Source organism: Coprobacter fastidiosus, assembly GCF_982245605.1.
Genome location: NZ_CEVCIF010000006.1, coordinates 69,692 through 90,184 on the forward strand (window position 1 = coordinate 69,692; position 20,493 = coordinate 90,184).

Sequence of the window (20,493 nt, forward strand, 5' to 3'; positions counted from 1 at the left end):
TTTTTTACGATATATTAGGACTTGCTGATTATCTTTGTAAAGATTTTAGAGTGGTTTCTCTTTATGAAAAAAGGAATAAGTAAATTAATAATCTGTTTAATTTTATTTTGTATGGGTTGTACGTCTGTAAACAAAGAACATGTTTATGTATTGATTGAAACTGAATTGGGCGATATTAAGGTCAAACTATATAATGAAACGCCTCTTCATAGAGATAATTTTGTCAAATTGGTAAAAGAAGGCTATTATGACGGCCTTTTGTTTCATCGGGTTATAAAAGATTTTATGATACAGGGCGGAGATCCTGACTCTAAAGGAGCTGTTGCTGATAGAACATTGGGGAGCGGAGGACCGGGATATACCCTTCCTGCAGAAATCGTGTATCCTTTATACTTCCATAAAAAAGGAGTTTTGGCTGCGGCTCGTCAGGGAGATGAAGTGAATCCGAAAAAAGAGTCTTCCGGATCTCAGTTTTATATAGTTACCGGAAACGTATATTCTGAAGGGAAATTGAAAAGTTTGGAACAGCAGCTCACTCAAATGAAAGAACGGAATATCTTTAATCGTTTGGTGGGAGAGCATAGGTCGGAAATTATGCAGTTGCGTAAAAATCGTGATCAAGAAGGGTTGATGGCTTTGCAAGATACTCTTATTGCTCGGACTCATGAAATTTTGATGGAGGAAGGTCCGGTAATGTTCACTCCGGAGCAAAAAACGGCATATACATCGGTGGGCGGTGCTCCTCATTTGGACGGTGAATATACTGTATTCGGTGAAGTCGTCGAGGGGCTGGATATTGTTGATAAAATACAATCGGTGACTACCGGTAAAGCTGATCGCCCGAAAAAAGATATTTCAATGCGAATGAAAATTATAGAATAGTGATTCGGATTAATAGATATTGTCTGTCAAATGGATTGCGTTTAATTCACCATCAGGATAAAGAAACTCAGATGGTGGCATTAAACCTTTTGTATGATGTCGGGTCTAAGGATGAAAATCCGGATTGTACAGGGTTTGCTCATTTGTTTGAGCATCTGATGTTCGGTGGGTCTGTTAATATTCCCGATTTCGATACTCCGTTGCAAAAAGCCGGTGGTGAGAATAATGCGTGGACAAGTAATGATATAACGAATTATTATTCGGTAGTTCCGCGTCAGAATGTAGAAACAGCTTTTTGGCTGGAGTCGGATCGTATGTTCGGGCTTGATTTCTCGGAAAAAAGTCTGTCCGTACAGAAGCAAGTCGTAATCGAAGAATTTAAGCAGCGTAACCTGAATCAGCCGTACGGTGATATTCCGTTATTGATAAGGCCATTGGCATATAAAGTGCATCCGTACAGGTGGCCTACGATAGGGAAACGGGTTGAGCATATCGAACAGGTAAAACTGGAAGATGTGAAGTCGTTCTTTTATAAACATTATGCTCCGAATAATGCCATTTTGGCAGTTACGGGAAACATCTCTTTTGAAGAAGCTGTTGAACTTACCGAAAAATGGTTTGGCACGATAGAGCGAAGAGATATAGAGCCTCGGAATTTACCGGCAGAGCCTGTTCAGAAGTCTGCACGGTTTCAGGAAGTTTCACGTTCTGTACCGTTAGATTCGATTACGAAGGTGTATCACATGTGCCGGAGAATGGATAAAGAATATCATTGCTTTGACTTGTTATCCGACATACTATCCAATGGACGATCTTCCCGGTTGTTTCAACGGCTTGTTATGGATCGGAAACTGTTTGCCGATATAGATGCCAGTATTACAGGTGATATAGATGCCGGATTGTTTATGATCAAGGGAAAAGTCAATAAAGGAATTTCTTTAGAGGAGGCAGATCGTGCTATTGTTGAAGAGTTGCGTAGATTGGGAGAGAATGAGGTGTCGGCGTATGAATTGCAAAAAGTAGTCAATAAATTTGAGTCAAACGATCTGTTTTCCAATATTAATTACTTGAATAAAGCAACTAATTTAGCCTATTACGAATTATTGGATAGAGCCGAAAATATCGATAGTGAAATGGAAAAATATAAAGGTATCACTTCCCGTATGCTGAAAGAAGTAGCAGAAAGAGCATTTGTTGAGGAGAATAGTTCTACTCTATATTATCGTGCAGACGGAGACTTATCATAAACCGTTTTTGCATATATAGTAGAATTGATAAAATCCATTTTGTGATTTTAGAGTAGTTAGATTAATATAAGAAAGACAATCAATACAGGTAGAAACGGGGCTGTAGAGATTTTGCCCGATAACCTTTATTGTGAATAAATGGGGGAATATATGCGATTTAAGTTGATACTTACAGTAAATTCAGAACATTCTGGAAATGTACTTCCGGTGAGTTACCAATATGAATTATCTTCTTGCATTCATCGAATATTGACTGATAATAAAGAACTGTATGAACAGTGGTTGAGGATGAATGGGTTCTTACCGGAAATGAGTGTGAAATATAGGTTATTATCTATCTCAAATTTTTATATTCCTAAAATAAAAGTCGAAACCGATCGTCTTTTTATTCTTTCGAAAAGAGTACAATTATGGATTTCTTGTTTGCCGGAGCGTGGTACTGAAGATTTTATAAAAGCGCTTTTTGCAGGAAAAATTTTGTTGATAGGAGATCGTCATACTCAAGTAGAATTGCAAGTGGATGACATAATAAAAACAGATATGGATTTTTATCCTGAGACGTTGAGCTATCTTTCATTATCTCCTATTGTATTTGTGCATGTTCGTCCTAATAGAAGTATAGAATATGTGAGTCCCTCTACTCCGGGATATGGAGAGATATTATTGGATCATATTCTGGAAAAGTATCGTCATTTTTATGGGAAAGATTTTTCTGGCGATATGAATTTTAATTTTGAGCTCTTATCTGAACCTAAGCGAAAAGGTATATTTATAAAACGTTTTACAAAAGAAGAATCGAAGATTATCGGTTATATGTATAAATTTAAGCTGACATTGCATCCTGTTTTGCATCAGTTGATTCATAATACCGGATTGGGAGATAAAGTCAATTTGGGATTTGGTTGTATTGAAATTTTAGAATGATTTGCATCTTTGTTTCCGAAAAAAAAGAAATCTTTGAAAAAAGTGAAGCTTTTTATATGATTTGACAAAATAATTTTTTTATTTTGTCTCTCTAAAGTAATTAGCTTTTTTTCTTAAAGAATTTGAATATGATGGACCTTCATGAAGCTCCTTTGTTGGAGAAGTCTGCTCAGGCAGAGGAGAACATTACCACGGAAAATGTTTCTTTACCAGAAACTGCCAAAGAAAATAAATTGGTTGAAAATAAACTATCGCGAGAAGAAATAGTAGCGAGAGTCAAAGAACTTGTAGATCAACCTGTCGAGTCTGTAAAAGACGAGATAGATTCGTTGAAACAAAATTACTATAAGCTTCGTAAAAATGAAGTAGAGGAAGCTCGTCGGAAGTTTGAAGAAGAGACTGGTGACACATCAGGATTTACTCCTGAGCCTGATGAGTGTGAAGAGACATTGAAAGGCTTGTTGAATGTGTTTAAAGAAAAAAAGGCAAAACTGCTTGAGCAACAAGAAAAAGTGAAAGAAGAAAATCTTCTGCGTAAAAAATCTATTCTTGAAGAAATAAAGAAAATTACCGAAGATTCTGATAATATCAATAAGCATTATAATGATTTTCAACAATTACAACAGGCATTCAAAGAAATTACGGATGTTCCGGCTTCTGCTGTTAATGAATTATGGAAAAATTATCAATTATATGTCGAGCACTTTTATGATTTATTAAAAATCAACAAAGAGTTGCGAGATTATGACTTCAAAAAAAATCTTGATCTGAAATTGGCAATTTGTGAGTCGGCCGAAGCATTAGCTAAAAATGATGATGTTGTGGCTGCTTTTAAGTCTTTACAAACTTTGCATGACGAGTGGAGAGCTATAGGACCGGTAGCAAAAGAGTTGCGTGAAGATTTGTGGAATCGGTTCAAGGCGGCTTCTACAGTAATTAATAAGGCTCATCAGCAGCATTTTGAAATTTTGAAGGCTGACGAGCAAAAAAATGAAGCGGCGAAAATTGCGATATGTGAGGAAATTGAAGCTATCGATATGACTGCGTTGAAATCGTTTAGTGCTTGGGATGAAAAAACAAAAGATATTATAGCATTGCAAGAACGATGGAAAGGTATAGGTTTCGCTTCCCGTAAGGTGAATAATGCTTTATTCGAACGTTTCCGTAAAACATGTGATGAGTTCTTTAAACAAAAGGCGGAGTATTTCAAACGAGTGAAAGACGAGATGTCTCTCAACCTTGAGAAAAAGAAAGCTTTGTGCGAAAAGGCTGAAGCTCTGAAAGACAGTACTGATTGGAAAAATACAACCGATCAGATGATAGCTATTCAGAAAGAATGGAAAACTATAGGTCCGGTTGCAAAAAAATATTCGGATGCTGTATGGACTCGTTTTATTGCGGCTTGCGACTATTTCTTTGAACAAAAAAATAAGCAGACAGCTTCTGTACGTCAAGTTGAACAGGAAAATCTTCTGTTGAAAAAAGCTGTCATTGAAAAACTAAATGCTCTTGACGAAGCAATGGCTCCGAGCGAAGCGGTTGCTTTGGTAAAGACTTTGATGGCCGAATGGAATCAGATAGGACATGTTCCTTTCAAAGAGAAAGACAAAATTTATAAGAGTTATCAGGCTGCATTGGATAAGCATTTTAAACGTTTGAACATGAATGAAACCAAGAATCGTTTAAATTCCTTTACTTCTGCTGTCCAACAAATGGCGTCTTCTGACCAAGCTCAAAATAAATTATATCGGGAAAGAGAACGATTGATGCGTTCGTATGAACATGTTAAAGCGGAGTTGCAGACGTACGAAAATAATATGGGCTTTTTAAATATCTCTTCAAAAAGCGGAGGAGGCATGCTCAAGGAAATGGAACGGAAAATGCAAAAATTAAAAGATGAAATGCAGCTGATTGCTCAAAAAATCGAATTGATCGACGAGAATCTGTAAAATAAGTAAAGATTTGTACGGCTCGTAACAGACTGAGGTTTGTTACGGGCTGTTTTATCGATAATCACATAGATGTTTCTATTGTGAAATAAGTGTTTGATAATATGGAAAGAAGAGATAGAGGACGTTTTATAAGGGGATTGGTTGCAGTTGGAGATTTTTGTTGTATCAATCTTGTTTTCCTTATGGTTTATCTGTTTTTCGATTCAGATATGACCCATCAATTCAATCAGAAAATAGTTTGGCTTTTACTGAATATATCTTATTTCCCGGTAGTATTGATGTTTAATCAGATACATAATACCCGTATTATCTATATCGATTCTTTATTATTGGCGGCTTCTGAGTCGGTAGTATTATTGTTTCTGATTTTTATATTGCTGCTGACATTTTTGCAAATTGAGGTCGGGACGATCGTTCTGCTTACATTTTTTGTAGGTTTCTTTATATCCTTGAATCTTTGGTGGTTATTGGCAAGTAGGGTTCTTAAATATTATCGAAGTAAGGGCTTTAATTTTAAGAGAATCATTATTGTAGGTGCAGGAAAAACCGGTTTGATGCTGTTTCGGGAATTGCATTCTGATTTAGGATATGGGTATAAATTTTTGGGTTTCTTTGATGATAATGCAGAGTTGAAAGGCCAGATTCCCCAATTGTTGGGCGATATCGGTATGGTCGAAAAATTTGCATTGGAAAATAATGTAGACGAAATTTATTGTGCGCTTCCGGGATCTCAGGATGCTAAAATATTAAATTTACTCCAGTTTTCCGAGCGTCATGCCATCCGTTTTTTTATCGTGCCGGAAATCAGCCGTTATGTCTTACGTAGGCTGCATTTTCAGATTATGGGACGAGTTCCGGTATTGTCTGTTCGGGAAGAACCCTTGCAGAGGTGGGAGATGAGGGCAGTCAAACGTTTTTTCGATTTCGTTTTTTCCTCAGTTATTCTTTTACTTTCTCCTTTGTGGTTGCTACCGATAGCTATATGCGTGAAATTGTCATCACCCGGTCCTGTATTGTTCAAGCAAAAACGTACAGGTTTTATGGGACGGGAATTTAATTGTTTGAAATTTCGGACGATGAGGGTAAATAATGAAAGTGATAAACTTCAGGCAACTAAAGGAGACCCCCGTATAACTCGTATCGGTGAGTTTTTGCGAAAGACAAGTCTGGATGAATTGCCGCAGTTTATTAATGTTTTTAAAGGAGAGATGTCGGTTGTCGGTCCTCGTCCTCATATGCTGAAGCATACCAAAGACTACTCGGCGATTATCGATAAATATATGGTGCGTCATTTCATAAAACCCGGTTTGACGGGATGGGCGCAAGTAAATGGGTATCGAGGAGAAACAAAAGAACTTTGGCAGATGGAAAAGAGAGTAGAGTATGATGTTTGGTATATTGAAAATTGGAACTTTATGCTCGATATGAAGATTATCTTTTTAACTTTAATCGGTATTTTTAAAGGTGATAAGAATGCATTTTGATTAGAAAATGTTGGAGACTTATTTGAATTTTCCGGAATTAATTTGAGAATTAAAGTATTAAATATAGAAGCATAGATTATGAAAACTGCAATTGTCGGAACCGGTTATGTGGGTTTGGTAACAGGAACCTGTTTTGCTGAAATGGGAGCGAATGTTATTTGTGTTGATGTTGACCGGACTAAAATCGAAAAGCTTAAAAACGGTATAATTCCCATCTATGAACCGGGCTTAGAAGAGTTGGTTAAAAAGAATTGTAATGACGGACGATTGAATTTTACGACAGATCTGGCTTCATGTATTAATGATGTGGATATTGTTTTTAGTGCGGTAGGTACTCCTCCCGACGAAGATGGAAGTGCCGATTTAAGTTATGTTTTGGAGGTTGCACGTACTATCGGACGCACGATGAATAAATACTTGCTTGTTGTTACGAAGAGTACTGTCCCTGTGGGAACTGCAGCTTTGGTGCGTAAGGCTATACAAGACGAGTTGGATATTCGGAATCTGGATATTCAATTTGACGTTGCTTCTAATCCCGAGTTTTTGAAAGAAGGAAATGCTGTGAATGATTTTATGCATCCCGATCGTGTCGTTGTCGGAGTAGAATCAGAAAAAGCGAAAGCTTTGTTGTCTCGTCTTTATAAACCGTTTTTGATCAATAATTTCCGTATTATATTTATGGATGTTCCATCGGCCGAAATGACTAAATATGCGGCAAATGCGATGTTGGCTACCCGCATCAGTTTTATGAATAATATTGCTAATCTTTGTGAGAAAGTCGGTGCTGATATAAATATGGTGCGTGCAGGAATCGGAAGTGATGAACGTATTGGCAGCAAATTTTTGTATGCCGGTTGCGGATATGGAGGGTCATGTTTTCCGAAAGATGTTCGGGCGTTGATAAAGACTGCGTCGGAAAACGATGTCGATCTTGAAATTCTGAAAGCAGTAGAACGGGTGAATGACGAGCAGAAAATGATTTTGTTTAAGAAGTTGTCTGCTTATTATTCAAATAAGTTATCGGGAAAAACGATTGCGGTTTGGGGGCTTTCGTTCAAGCCGGAAACCGATGACATGAGAGATGCCCCGTCTCTGTTGTTGGTTGATGCTTTGGTCAAGGCCGGATGTGTTGTAAAAGCTTATGATCCTATCGCTATTCCTGAGGCTAAACGTCGGTTAGGCGAGGATCATATTATTTTTGTCGATGATATGTATGATGCTCTGATCGATGCAGACTGTTTGATGTTGGTGACTGAATGGAAACAGTTTAGATTACCTTCTTGGGCAGTTATCCGCAAGTTAATGAAAACCCCTTATATATTGGACGGTCGCAATATCTATGACCGGGAAGAGGTAAAAGCTTTGGGTTTTGATTACGAATGCATAGGACGTTAGATGACTTTGAACCAGAACACTCCGTTACAGATCCTGAAGAAATATTATGGATATGATACATTCCGTCTCCAACAGGCTGAAATAATCGATACGATTATATCCGGTCGCGATTGTTTGGTATTAATGCCTACGGGAGGAGGAAAATCTCTCTGTTATCAGATACCTGCAATTATAAAAGGAGGAACGACGGTTGTCGTTTCTCCTTTATTGGCTTTAATGAAAGATCAGGTCGACACTCTCGATTCGAACGGAATTCCTGCTGCAATGCTGAATAGTTTGCAAAATGAGACAGAAACGGTGAAAGTAAAGATTGCTGCTCGGCGGGGAGATCTGAGACTATTGTATATTTCTCCTGAACGGTTGATGGGTGAGATAGACGGACTGTTGAGAGAAATGAATATTTCTTTATTTGCTATCGATGAAGCACACTGTATCTCGCAGTGGGGACATGATTTTAGGCCTGAGTATAATCGTCTTTCCGTCCTTAAAAAATATTTTCCTAAAGTGCCGTTAATGGCATTGACTGCTACTGCGGATAAGTTGACACGTGAAGATATCGTGACTCAGCTTGCTATGGATAATCCTCAGGTGTTTATATCTTCTTTTGATCGTCCCAATCTCACGCTTTCGGTGCGTAAAAATCTGAATAAGAAGCAAAAACTATCAGCAATACTCTCATTTATAGAACAGCATCCGCGCCAAAGCGGAATAATTTATTGTATGAGTCGGAACAGTACTGAGATATTGGTCCGAGAACTGTCTCAATACGGAATTTCAGTGACAGCTTATCATGCCGGGTTGTCGTCTCGGGAGAGAGAAACGGCACAACAAGCATTCTTGAATGATCGGGTACAGATAATCTGTGCTACGATTGCTTTTGGAATGGGAATCGATAAATCTAATGTGCGGTGGGTCATACATTATAATATGCCTAAGAGTATAGAGTGTTATTATCAGGAAATCGGGAGAGCCGGAAGGGATGGAATGAAAGGCGACACATTGCTGTTCTATTCTTTAGGTGATGTGGTAATGCTTTCAAAATTTGCTGAAGAAAGCGGGCAGAAGAAAATCAATTTGGAGAAGCTTCGCCGAATGCAGCAATATGCAGAATCTCCGATTTGTCGCAGACGTATTTTACTCAGTTATTTTGGCGAAACAGTCGATCATGATTGTGGAAACTGTGATGTTTGCAAGAATCCGCCTCAACGGTTTGATGGATCTGTATTGGCACAGAAGGCTTTGAGTGCTATCGTTCGCACAGAACAACAAGTGACTTTTAATTTGTTGATTGATGTTTTGCGAGGGTCGCATAAAGCAGAAATTCTGAAAAGAAATTATGATAAAATAAAAACATTCGGAGTCGGTTCTGATTTGACATTTCGGCAATGGCAGGGATATCTTTTGCAAATGTTGCAGTTAGGATTATTCGAAATGCTTTATAATCAGGGTGAACGATTATCTGTGACAGAATTGGGTTGGAAAGCCCTTCGGAATGAATTGGAAATTAAGCTTACATGGGTAACCGATGAACCTGTGCAACCGGTAGCCAAAACTCCTAAAAAAACAATGCGTCATGAGGTTGCAGAATTATCTGATGACGAAAAACTTTTTGAAGCATTGCGTGGATTGCGAATGAAACTTGCGGCAGAAGAAGATAAACCTGCTTATACGATATTTACAGATCGTGTCTTACAAGAGATGGTAGAGCGTAAACCTGTTACGCTATATGATTTTGCCCGGATCAGCGGAGTTGGAGAAGCAAAAGTTTCTCGCTATGGTAAACAATTTGTCGATTTGCTTCGTAAAGAATTGAATGTTAAACGAGAAAAAGGCGATTCTTATATCGAGACTTTGATGCTTTTACGTCAAGGACTGACGATCGAGCAGGTTGCAGAAAGCCGGAATTTAAAGCTTGTTACGATTTATTCTCATATAGCAGAATTGATCATATCCCGGAAGTTGACAGATTGGAGCAATTATATTTCGGTTTTTGAAATCGAGTCCGTTGCGAATGTCATATCATCTTCCGAAAGTAAAACTCAAAATCTGAAGCCTATATATGAAGCGTTAAATGGTGAAATAGATTATGGCAAGATACGTTTAGCTTTAGCTGTTCTATCTCTTGAATAATAGTCTGTTTACGTTTATTCGTTCGTTATATTTCTCAAAGAACGGTATAACTTTTCTAAATCTTTAGAATAAAGAGATATGTTGATTTGATCTCCCGGTTTGAGTGAATAATTTTTATTAGAAATACATTCATTGTTTCGAATTACATTTTCTATATGGCAACCGTACGGGAGGTTAATTGTTTTATTTGTTCTGCCGGCGAGATAGGATTCCGTATTTATTTCAAACGGAATAGTAATTCTTTCATCCGATTGTGAATAATTGGCAGGCAATAAGTTTTTGTATAATTGATCATAAATAGGTTTTACTTTCCAAATTTCACTGATAAAATAAGTTATGCCTACGACAACGGTTATTGGTATTAACATATTGAATTTTTGAGTCATTTCGAGTATTAGAATGATTCCGGTAATGGGTGATCTCACTACTGCAGCAAATAGAGCTGACATTCCGATTAGCATGAAAAAGCCAAAATGCTCGGGCGAGAGTATTTCGATCCGAATCAAGAGAAGTGCGAATAATTTTCCTGTAAGTCCACCTATGACCAATAGCGGGAGGAAGATACCTCCCGGAAAGCCAGTTGCGTAACAAAGCGTTGTAAATAAAAGTTTTATGATAATAAGAATTACCAATATCCCCATTTCGGTATGAATAGCATTTGCCTCTTTTAGTAAGAATTTCTCTCCTCCTGCAACTAATCCTGAAAAGAAATATCCTAAAATATAAGTAACAATGATTATTCCGAGAATACGTATGGAGACAGGTATTCGGCTGCCTCTATATTGCTTTTGAAATCGGAGTAATAAATAGTTGAAGGTTTTTCCTATAATAGTCAATAGCGTTGAGAAAAGGATAAATGCAATAGCTATTTCGCCAATATTCATTTCATCAGGGTAGGCCGTATTGATCAAAGTATATGAGTTGACCGTGAATATCTGAGATGCTATCCAGCCGGATATGATTGCAGCTAAAAGTGATGATATGGCGATTTTTACGGAATCGAACTTTTCCACTTCTTCGATGATAAATATCGTAGAAGCCAATGGCGCGGTAAAAGCAGAAGAGAGGCCTGCACTTGCCCCGCCTGTGTATAAATAACGTTGTTCGGAGATGTTAGCCTTTCCCCACTTTCCGATTAATTTTGCAATGAACCCTCCCATCTGGACAGATGGACCTTCTCTTCCTAAAGAAAATCCCATACCTATTCCGGCAACACCTCCTATAAATTTAGCTATTAATGCTTTTAGCGGGTGGATAAATTGAAATCTTCCGAATATCGCACCTTCGATTTGAGGTATTCCGCTCCCTGAGATAATAGGATATTTTTTTACAAGATACCATATTGCTATTCCGATAATCCACATGATTGTTATGATTACCGGATGAAACCACCAAGAGTAAGACGATGAAAAAAGAATGTCCCGTAAATCAGAAGACTTCACGAGTAAATAACGGAAAGGAACAGTAATAAGTCCGGTCATTCCTCCGACTACGATACAGAGCAGATATAATTTTACATGAGAAAATTTCATTATAAACAAGAAGAATACATATTTTCATAGTATAACGTTTTTGTTTTATACTCTGTTCGTAGAAGTCTGAGTTTTAGTGTATATCTTTTTTATTAGGTATATCCGGAGGTAAGGTCTTGTATGATAAAATATGTACGGTTATACCGATGGCTATTGCTATCAAAAGTATGGCTATCCATACTTTAGCTATGATCCATATAGATATTCCTATCGTAATCCATAAAGTTGTTATGGTTATGATCTTTCCTCGTAAAGGGATTGCTTTATATTCATGAAAATTACGAATGCAGTTTCCGAAAAGAGGAATGTTCATGACTTTACGATAAAGATATGGAGAACTGCGAGTATAGAGCCATGCGGTCAGTAGCCAAAACGGGGTTGTCGGGAGTATCGGCACGAATAGACCAATACTCCCTAAAATAAGACATAAAGTCCCAGATACGATATATAATATTTTTTTGTACGAGTCGATTTTTAGCATTATCGGCAAATAAAATCTTCGGTGAGTGAGAATCCTCGTAACAGCTCTTCTGCCGATAGTCTTTTTTTTCCGGGAAGTTGTAGCACTTTTAATCGTAAGCCTCCGTTTCCGCAAGATATTTCAATATATTTTTTGCCGTCTGTATATAAAGTCCCGGGTTTTCCGTTTGTCGTATTTATAACTTCGGTTTCAAATATTTTTACAGTATAGACTGTCTGGCCGGGAGCTTCCCATTCGCACCATGCTGCCGGATAAGGAGATAATCCCCTTATAAAGTTAAATATATCTTTTGCACTTTTATTCCAGTCGATCCGGCAGGTTTCTTTAAAGATTTTGGGAGCAGGCCTTAACGGTTCGTTTACATTGACAGATTCCTGATCGACGGGTGAAACTCTGCCGTCTAGAATTGCATCTACCGTTTCTGTTACCATCGAAGCACCCATAACCATCAATCGATCATGTACCGTTCCTGCATTATCATTATCTGCAATAGGGATACGCTTTTGCATGATTATTTTACCGGTATCTATCTCATGAGTAAGAAAAAAAGTAGTAGCTCCGGTCTCTTTGTCACCGTTGATTATCGCCCAGTTGATAGGTGCTGCCCCACGATATTGGGGCAGGAGGGAAGCATGCAGATTGAATGTCCCTAATCGGGGCATGTCCCATACAACTTCAGGGAGCATACGGAATGCTACGACAATTTGAAGATCGGCATTCCACGCTTTTAATTCGGTCAGGAAGGTTCCGTCTTTTAATTTCTCAGGTTGTAAAAGAGGAAGACCTTGAGAAATTGCATATTCCTTTACCGGAGAAAATTGTATTTTGTGTCCTCGCCCTGCCGGTTTGTCGGGCATCGTAATTACTCCTACGACATTATATCCTCCCTCCACGAGATGTTTTAAACTCTCTACGGCAAATTCGGGAGTCCCCATAAAAACGATTCTTATATTTTTCTTTTCCATGTATATCTGTTAATCTTGAGAATAATGTACTAATACACGCCGGTATGAATTGAATATCTTCGATTTTGAAACAAATCCGACGTATTGATCGTTCTCTACGACCGGAAGATTCCAAGCGTTTGTTTCATCGAATATTTTCATCACTTTTTCCATTGTCATACCTACTTCGATTTTTCCCGGAGGCGCGATCATGAATTTTCGGACAAACATGCGATTGTATAGTTCCGGACGGAACATGATGTTTCTTATATCATCTAATAGTACGATACCGAGTAATTGATTGCGATGATTCGTAACCGGGAATATGTTTCGATGCGATTGAGATATAACTTTTACCATATCCCCTAAACTCATTTCGGGGTGCACTATGAGAAAATCTTTTTCTATAACGCTGTCCATTTTTAATAATGTCAATACGGCTTTATCTTTATGATGAGTAAGAAGCTCTCCTTTTTTGGCCAGACGCATAGTGTATATACTGTGTGGTTCGAAAATTCTGATTGTGCCGAATGCTACGGTAGAGGTGATCATTAGCGGAAGGAAAAGATCATATCCTCCGGTTAGTTCGGCCGTGAGGAAAAGAGCCATTAACGGAGCATGCATAACTGCCGACATGACTCCGGCCATTCCCATAAGAGCGAAGTTTTTTTCGGATAGAGGAACTACTATTTCGAAGTGATTGATCGTATAGGCAAACAGAAAGCCTCCCATACAACCGAGATAAAGGCTTGGGGCAAATGTCCCTCCGACGCCACCTCCTCCGTTTGTCGCACTCGTTGCGAATACTTTAAGCAGCACGATTAAAGCTAAAGTCATAAAAACGACCCAAAAATTATCTCTCCACGGATAAAAAATACTACCGTCTGTGATAACATCAGGATGTCCGCTGAGCAATCGAGTGATAGATTCATAACCTTCACCGTAAAGGGGAGGTAGTAAGAAAATAGATAAACTTAAGATTATAGAACCTAATCCGAACTTTTTCCAAGGATTTCCGAGTTTACGGAATTTCCCTTCGAGCCAGTTCATGACTCTGGTAAAGTAGAGAGAAACGAAACCGCAGAAAATTCCCAAAATAAGAACATACGGAATTCTCTCAGCAATGAAAGGCTCGGTCTGGACGAAACTAAACTGAGCCGTTGGTCCGGTAAAAATATAAGCAACGGTAGCCGCTGTTGCAGAGGAGATAAGTAATGGCATAACTGATGTTGTGGTCAAGTCCATCATAAGTATTTCCAAAGTAAATAGCAGACCTGCAATAGGTGCTTTGAAAATTCCGGCTATACTGGCAGATGCTCCGCATCCGACAAGAAGCATAAGCACACGGGTATCCAGTCTGAAGGCACTACCAATGTTCGACCCTATAGCTGCCCCCGTATATACGATAGGCGCTTCAGCTCCAACAGATCCTCCAAATCCTATCGTAATAGAACTTGCTACTACCGAGGTGTACATATTATGCGGTTTTAATCGACTTTTACGTTGTGAGATAGCATATAATATGCGAGTTATACCATGACTGATATCATCTTTAACAATATATCGTACGTATAGGCCTGAAAGCAGAATACCTATAATCGGATATACCAGGTATAAGTAGTTGGCATCACTGATAGAAAAATGTTCGGTGAGCAAATTTTGTATAAAATGTATCAGATATTTTAGTATAAGAGCAGCTCCTGCAGCTAAAATACCGATAATGAAGCTGAGAATTAAGATAAAGTTTTTTTCCTTTATATTTTTTTCCCGCCAGACAAGAAGCTTTAAGAACCAATCTTTTCCCATATTAAATACCTTTCCCTGTAAGTACTGTTTTTACTGTGTAAATAATAATTTTCAAATCAACTAATAAAGACATGTTTTCAAGGTAAAGAATCTCATATTTGAGTCGTTTTATCATTTCATCTATATTACGCGCATAGCCGAATTTAACCATTCCCCATGATGTTATTCCCGGACGAACTTGATGCAATAGACTGTAATAGGGGGCACGGCGTATCAGTTGGTCTATAAAATATTTTCTTTCGGGGCGTGGACCTACAATAGACATGTCTCCTTTTATGACGTTCCAGAATTGGGGTAATTCATCCAGTCTGTATTTGCGCATGACGTGACCGAAAGGGGTTATGCGGGAGTCATTCTCATTCGATAGTGCCGGACCGTTTTTTTCGGCATTGTTTACCATCGTCCGAAATTTGTAAAGAGTAAATTCTTTTCTTCTGTAGCCGATGCGCTGTTGTTTGAAGATAACAGGCCCTTTCGATCCGGTTTTTATTTTTATCGCCAGAAATAAAAATAGAGGGGAGAGTATGATTAGAGCGAGTGCCGATAAAATTACGTCTAATAATCTTTTAATGTTTTTCTGGCAGTCAGAAAGAGAACATATACTTATATCGATAAATGGTGTTCCGTATATATTTGATAATTTTATACGGGATGTCAACATTTCGTATTCGCTTGCCTCTATCTGTATCGGTAGCTCGAGAGGGTATAAACTGTTGATCAGTTTATGCATATTTTTGCGATTATGATGTTCTTGAGCGATGATAAGTTCTTCTATAGAAAATTCTTTGATCTTTTCAGGAAGTTCAGAGAATGTAAATACCGGTAAATCAGAGGAAATACATTCTTGTTGGTCATCGGTTCTTACATACCCGATAATTTTGTATCCCATAGATTTTTGCATGTGATTCAGTTCATAGACCAAATTTTGAGCTTTCTTACCTGCCCCGATAATCAAAGTATTGAAACCCCATATCCGATTATGTATTCGGAATGTCGCTCGTTGTGTGATAATAGCCCGACAAGTATATACACAAGTAAACAGTATGCCGAATAGTCCTAAAATTAATTTATAACTGGTATAGACGTGAGATTGGTCGTTAAGCAGAGCTACAAAGAAAACGATAAAAGTACAGAGCAGCGTAGAAAGAAATGTCGTGAAAAATTCGCCTAACCGGGATTTGAGGAAAGGATGATTATAGTATCCGGATAAATAAAAAATAAAAAGAAATATACAGGGAAAGATTATCTGTCCCTCTATTATTTTAGACGAATTTAAATAGCCCGATAAAGATCCGAATGAATATTGTATATTTAGCAAATGGTAACGGAACAAATTGAACAAAAACCAAGCAAGGCTGACCGAAATGATGTCGCCTACGAAATATTTTGCTATTTGTAGTTTTTGTTTCATTTATGGCCGTAATATCTTAACTATCCCTCCTTCTTCCAATTTTATAACACTTGATGGTGACGGATGGGTCATTTCATTTTGACGGTATTCGACAATATAATCTACTGCATCTTTTATTTCTTGAGAAATTTCTGAAAAATTACGGGGAGAGGGTGCTCCACTGATATTGGCGGATGTCGAGACGATTGCTTTTCTGAATCTTTCGCAAAGTTTGTGTGAGAAAGGTTCTTTTGTTATGCGGATACCCACACTTCCGTCTTCTGCTAACAAATTATGGGCAAGATTACGGGCATTGGGATAAACTATGGTGAGAGGCTTATCTGCTACTTCTACTAAGTCCCATGCTATATCCGGAACATGATCGGTATAAAAATCTATTTTTGCAGGACTATCTACTAAAACGATTAAAGCTTTGCTGTCGATTCGTTTTTTTATTTCATATACTCGTTTTACTGCAAGTTCATTGGTGGCATCACATCCGATTCCCCATATCGTGTCGGTCGGATATAATATGAGTCCGCCCTCTTGCATGATTTTGCATGCCTCTTTTATATCGTTATCCATGTGAAGAGTTGTTATATAACTGACAACTCGCAAAGTTAAAAAATCACTTTCCGATTACAAAATAAATGTCTCTATTTCTTTTAAGGCCTATCTGAGTTTTACTCGGGCAAAGTTTGAGAGAAGCCTTCGTTAATAGTCAGTTTCCTTCTTGAAAAAAGAATTGTACCGAGTTATAACCAGGGAGAGAATGCAAAGATAACTTGATGATATTTTTATTATTGGAAAATTTGGACAGGCTCAAAAGAAATGGAAAATTGAGAAATATTCTCATAAAATTTAAGTAGCCTCTCATGCCGTTATTAAAAAATGCGAAGATTTTTTTGTTTTGAATGATTTCTTATTCTCTTAATAGTGATATCGGATATTGTTGTTTCTATCAAATAATTTATTAGAACAGCGTATTTATTTTAAAAATATTATTACAATCTGCTTTTTGTTAATAGTTTTTCTTTTTTGTGCATTTTGTAATCCGATAAAAAGGATGAATTTATTTTTGTATTTTAGGTTTATATAATAATAAATAACTTATTTGTTGTGTGTAAATTTAAAAAAAGGAACATATTATTAATTTTCTTCAAATCTTTTGTACTTCTCAAATTCGTTTCACACATTTGTAAAATTATTTAAAAAATGAATAGAAAGGCTTTTTTGATAGACTTTATTTAATCTGGTAAATATGCGAAGGTTTTTATATCATTTACTGATTATAATTTTGTTATTGTCGGTAAATCAAAGTGTAGAAGCTCAAGAGGCTGGAGTCAGAAAGGTGACAGGTGTTGTTATTGATACTGAACGTAGTCCGGTTGTCGGGGCTTCGATTCTTGTGAAAGAAACCAAGAAGGGAACTGTTACGGATATGGATGGAAAGTTTACTATCTCTGTTCCTGCAGATAAGGCTACTTTGGTTTTTTCTTTCATCGGAATGGAATCTGAAACTATTATTGTTACCAAGCAGACCGATTTAAAAGTTGTTTTGAAGAATAATGATCATCAGATCGGAGAAGTCGTGGTTCAAGGGGCATACGGTACTATTCAGAAAAGATCCGATATGGTAGGGAGTGCATTTCAGGTAGGATCAAAAGAGTTAAAGTATCTTCCGGCCGGACGTGTTGATGATATGTTGGACGGTTTGATTCCGGGTATGCGTATAGAGCCTAATACTGATTCTCCATCTGTCAGAACTCGTAATAATGTCCGTATTAGAGGTGATGGTTCTTTGAATGCGTCGAGCGAACCGATGTGGATTGTCGATGGCGTGCCTGTATATACGGGTACGGCAACGAATATTATAGAAGGAATGAACACGAGTATAAGTCCGCTCTCTTTTTTGAATCCGGACGATATCGAATCTATTACGGTTTTAAAAGATGCTTCTGCTACTGCTATTTACGGTGTTAATGCTTCGAATGGAGTTATTTTGATCACTACTAAAAAGGGCCATTCGGGAAAGACCGTGCTGAATGCTACGGTGCAGTATGGAGTTTCGTTTTTAAATGAATCGACACGTTTTAAAACTACAAACGGCTCACAATACCTTGAGTTGGCTCGGGAAGCTTGGCTGAACGGTGGTGAGAAAAATCTGGATTATTTCCCATATACAGATAATCCTCATGATTCATATTCGACGACAAATACCAATTGGCATGATCTTCTTTTCGGGAATGGACAGACCTTACAGGTTAACGTCTCTGCAAGCGGAGGAAGTGAACGAATGTCTAACCGTTTGTCTGCATCTTATTATCAAGAGGATCAAATTGAAAAAGGCAATCGTCAGCAGCGTATTACGTTAAGATCGGTTACGAATGTACAGATACACCCTAAGTTTTCTTCTTCTGTTACATTAGGAGTTTCCTATAACCCGAATAATTTGTTTGCCGTATCGAAAAGCTATTATCAATTGTTGCCTATTTTTTCTCCTTATGATATGGACGGAACGACTTATAGGCTGTATGATAATATAATCGACGGAACGACAACAGATAGCTTTGGAAATGTAGTCCCGAATTGGAAAAAGAAGAAACTTTTTAATTCGTTGGCTTATAGGGATGAGAATTCGGATAAGCAACGTGCGGTACAAGCTGAAGGCAACTTTTCTTTAAAATATGATATTATTCAAGGACTTAGCGCTACAGTACAATTCGGTGTAAATTATTTGAATAATCATGGAGCTTCTTATGATGCTCGGACAAATTGGGCGGGAATGGACTCTAATGGAGAAGGAATCGGTTATTCTCGTAGAGAAGAATCGAATGTGCTTACATGGGTCAATGTGTACCGGGTAAATCTCGATCGCCGTTTCGGAAAACATGGAGTAAATTCTGTTGTCGGTATTGAGTTGAAAAATGTTTCTCGAGATTCTCATAGCGCTTCGGGCAGCGGATTTATGAATGATTTTATTCAAGAAGTCGGTTATGCCGAGCAGGATAGCCGATTAGGTTCTAGTAGTTCTGATATTACCCGGAATCTTTCCTACTTTTTTTCGGCAGGATATAATTGGGCTTCTCGTTATTATCTAACAGTTTCGGGTCGAAGAGACGGAAGTTCTGATTTTGGAAAGTTTGCACGTTGGGCTAATTCGGCATCGATCGGAGCTTCTTGGAATATTCATAATGAACCGTTTTATTCATGGGATTTTATGGATGTATTGAAATTGAAAGGTTCGTATGGAAATACGAATAATTCACGTTCGAGCGTTTCTGCAAAAGGCGCTTATAATTATAGCGACTCTTATTTTTATGATAACCGATTAGGGGCTGTCATGTCAGAACCGCCTAATCCGGGATTGACGTGGGAAACTACTTACAAAACTAATGTCAGTATTCGTGCACGTTTTTTAGAACGGTTTGATATGGAATTGGAATATTATCGGAATGTGACGGAGAATATGCTGAGTAAGTTGGGGGTATCCCGTGCTGTGGGTAGCACGCGTATTTATCGTAATGCCGGATCGATGCGAAATCAAGGGGTAGAGTTTAATATGAATACGGTCAATATACGGATGAAAGATTTTGAATGGACTACCGATTTTAATATTGCTCATAATAAAAATAAGATATTAGAGCTGTATAATGACACGGAAGTCGGTCGTATAACTAATGTTTGGAGAAAAGGAGAAGATAAAAATGTTTATTATTTGGTCCGCTGGGCAGGGGTAGATCCTCGTGACGGAAGCCCTCTGTGGTATGATAAGAACGGTAATATAACCCGATCATTTAGTTATGATAATAGAGTCCCGTATAAAACTTCTTCTCCGACTGTTTATGGAGGATTCCATAATACATTCAGATGGAAAGATCTTTCGTTGCGTGTAAATATGACCTATTCTATCGGTGGATATTTGTTGAGTTCATTTATGTCGGGATCATTAGATGACGGGTATAGTGTACTATCTTACAATCAGCCGATCGAGGCGCTTGATCGTTGGCAAAATCCCGGAGACTTGGCGGTGAATCCGAAATTTGTCAATAATAATCCGAGTAAATCGAGTATGTACTCGACTCGGTATCTGTATAAGGCGACATATTTTGAATTGAAGAATATCGTTTTGACATATAATCTTCCGAAGTCGATTTGTAAAAAGATGAATATGAGCGGATGTACTCTTTCTCTTATTGGAGATAATGTGGCAATATTTACTCCGGATCAGAAAAAAGGGAAAAACAGTTATAAAACTTTAATGAACGGATTCCCGATGACAACGACCTATTCGGTGAGCTTAGGTGTATCTTTCTAAATAACGAA

Annotated in this window: 14 protein-coding genes and 1 pseudogene; 9 read left to right on the forward strand and 6 right to left on the reverse strand. The window is 37.9% G+C overall.

Annotated features, from left to right (window positions below):
• The first annotated feature begins 63 nt into the window (after window positions 1-63).
• The 8 genes and pseudogenes from AC0UMU_RS02945 to AC0UMU_RS02980 all read left to right on the forward strand — a co-directional run bounded on the left by AC0UMU_RS02945 (window position 64) and on the right by AC0UMU_RS02980 (window position 10,014).
• A complete protein-coding gene (locus AC0UMU_RS02945) occupies window positions 64-882 on the forward strand; it encodes a peptidylprolyl isomerase (protein ID WP_195595758.1) in 819 nt (272 codons plus the stop codon).
• Window positions 882-2,129, forward strand: coding sequence for a M16 family metallopeptidase (locus AC0UMU_RS02950; RefSeq protein ID WP_278715308.1), 1,248 nt, complete (start codon window positions 882-884; stop codon window positions 2,127-2,129). Before AC0UMU_RS02945 ends, AC0UMU_RS02950 begins: the two co-directional genes overlap by 1 nt.
• Window positions 2,130-2,279: 150 nt before the next feature.
• On the forward strand, window positions 2,280-3,053 hold the full coding sequence (gene cas6, locus AC0UMU_RS02955; RefSeq protein WP_278715307.1) for a CRISPR-associated endoribonuclease Cas6: 774 nt from the start codon (window positions 2,280-2,282) through the stop codon (window positions 3,051-3,053).
• A 128-nt stretch (window positions 3,054-3,181) separates the two neighbouring features.
• Window positions 3,182-5,002: a DUF349 domain-containing protein gene (locus tag AC0UMU_RS02960; RefSeq protein WP_009317227.1), complete on the forward strand. Its 1,821-nt coding sequence runs from the start codon at window positions 3,182-3,184 to the stop codon at window positions 5,000-5,002.
• A 104-nt stretch (window positions 5,003-5,106) separates the two neighbouring features.
• A complete protein-coding gene (locus AC0UMU_RS02965; RefSeq protein ID WP_278715304.1) occupies window positions 5,107-6,489 on the forward strand; it encodes an undecaprenyl-phosphate glucose phosphotransferase in 1,383 nt (460 codons plus the stop codon).
• Window positions 6,490-6,567: 78 nt separating this feature from the next.
• The gene (locus tag AC0UMU_RS02970; protein ID WP_009317223.1) at window positions 6,568-7,884 is read left to right on the forward strand and encodes a UDP-glucose dehydrogenase family protein; all 1,317 of its coding nucleotides are present in this window, start codon (window positions 6,568-6,570) and stop codon (window positions 7,882-7,884) included.
• Window positions 7,885-9,699: pseudogene (recQ, locus tag AC0UMU_RS02975) on the forward strand (DNA helicase RecQ); the annotation flags it as partial.
• The gene (locus AC0UMU_RS02980; protein WP_333563337.1) at window positions 9,694-10,014 is read left to right on the forward strand and encodes a helix-turn-helix domain-containing protein; all 321 of its coding nucleotides are present in this window, start codon (window positions 9,694-9,696) and stop codon (window positions 10,012-10,014) included. The pseudogene recQ and the gene AC0UMU_RS02980, both read left to right, overlap by 6 nt.
• Window positions 10,015-10,028: 14 nt before the next feature.
• Here AC0UMU_RS02980 and AC0UMU_RS02985 read toward each other — a convergent pair whose 3' ends face one another.
• The 6 genes from AC0UMU_RS02985 to AC0UMU_RS03010 all read right to left on the reverse strand — a co-directional run bounded on the left by AC0UMU_RS02985 (window position 10,029) and on the right by AC0UMU_RS03010 (window position 16,752).
• Window positions 10,029-11,546, reverse strand: coding sequence for a ClC family H(+)/Cl(-) exchange transporter (locus AC0UMU_RS02985; RefSeq protein ID WP_278715298.1), 1,518 nt, complete (start codon window positions 11,544-11,546; stop codon window positions 10,029-10,031).
• A gap of 73 nt (window positions 11,547-11,619) precedes the next feature.
• A complete protein-coding gene (locus AC0UMU_RS02990; RefSeq protein WP_278715296.1) occupies window positions 11,620-12,027 on the reverse strand; it encodes a YbaN family protein in 408 nt (135 codons plus the stop codon).
• Window positions 12,027-12,992, reverse strand: a complete 966-nt coding sequence (gene fmt / locus AC0UMU_RS02995) for a methionyl-tRNA formyltransferase (RefSeq protein WP_278715293.1) — start codon at window positions 12,990-12,992, stop codon at window positions 12,027-12,029. The genes AC0UMU_RS02990 and fmt overlap by 1 nt, the downstream gene beginning before the upstream one ends.
• Before the next feature lie 9 nt (window positions 12,993-13,001).
• Window positions 13,002-14,777, reverse strand: coding sequence for a chloride channel protein (locus tag AC0UMU_RS03000; protein WP_278715291.1), 1,776 nt, complete (start codon window positions 14,775-14,777; stop codon window positions 13,002-13,004).
• Between the two features lies 1 nt (window position 14,778).
• Window positions 14,779-16,188 (reverse strand): sugar transferase, encoded by a 1,410-nt coding sequence (locus AC0UMU_RS03005; RefSeq protein ID WP_278715289.1) that lies wholly within the window; start codon window positions 16,186-16,188, stop codon window positions 14,779-14,781.
• Window positions 16,189-16,752, reverse strand: a complete 564-nt coding sequence (locus tag AC0UMU_RS03010) for an L-threonylcarbamoyladenylate synthase (protein ID WP_009317209.1) — start codon at window positions 16,750-16,752, stop codon at window positions 16,189-16,191.
• Window positions 16,753-17,428: 676 nt separating this feature from the next.
• Here AC0UMU_RS03010 and AC0UMU_RS03015 point away from each other — a divergent pair.
• Window positions 17,429-20,485: a SusC/RagA family TonB-linked outer membrane protein gene (locus tag AC0UMU_RS03015; RefSeq protein WP_009317205.1), complete on the forward strand. Its 3,057-nt coding sequence runs from the start codon at window positions 17,429-17,431 to the stop codon at window positions 20,483-20,485.
• Window positions 20,486-20,493 lie beyond the last annotated feature (8 nt).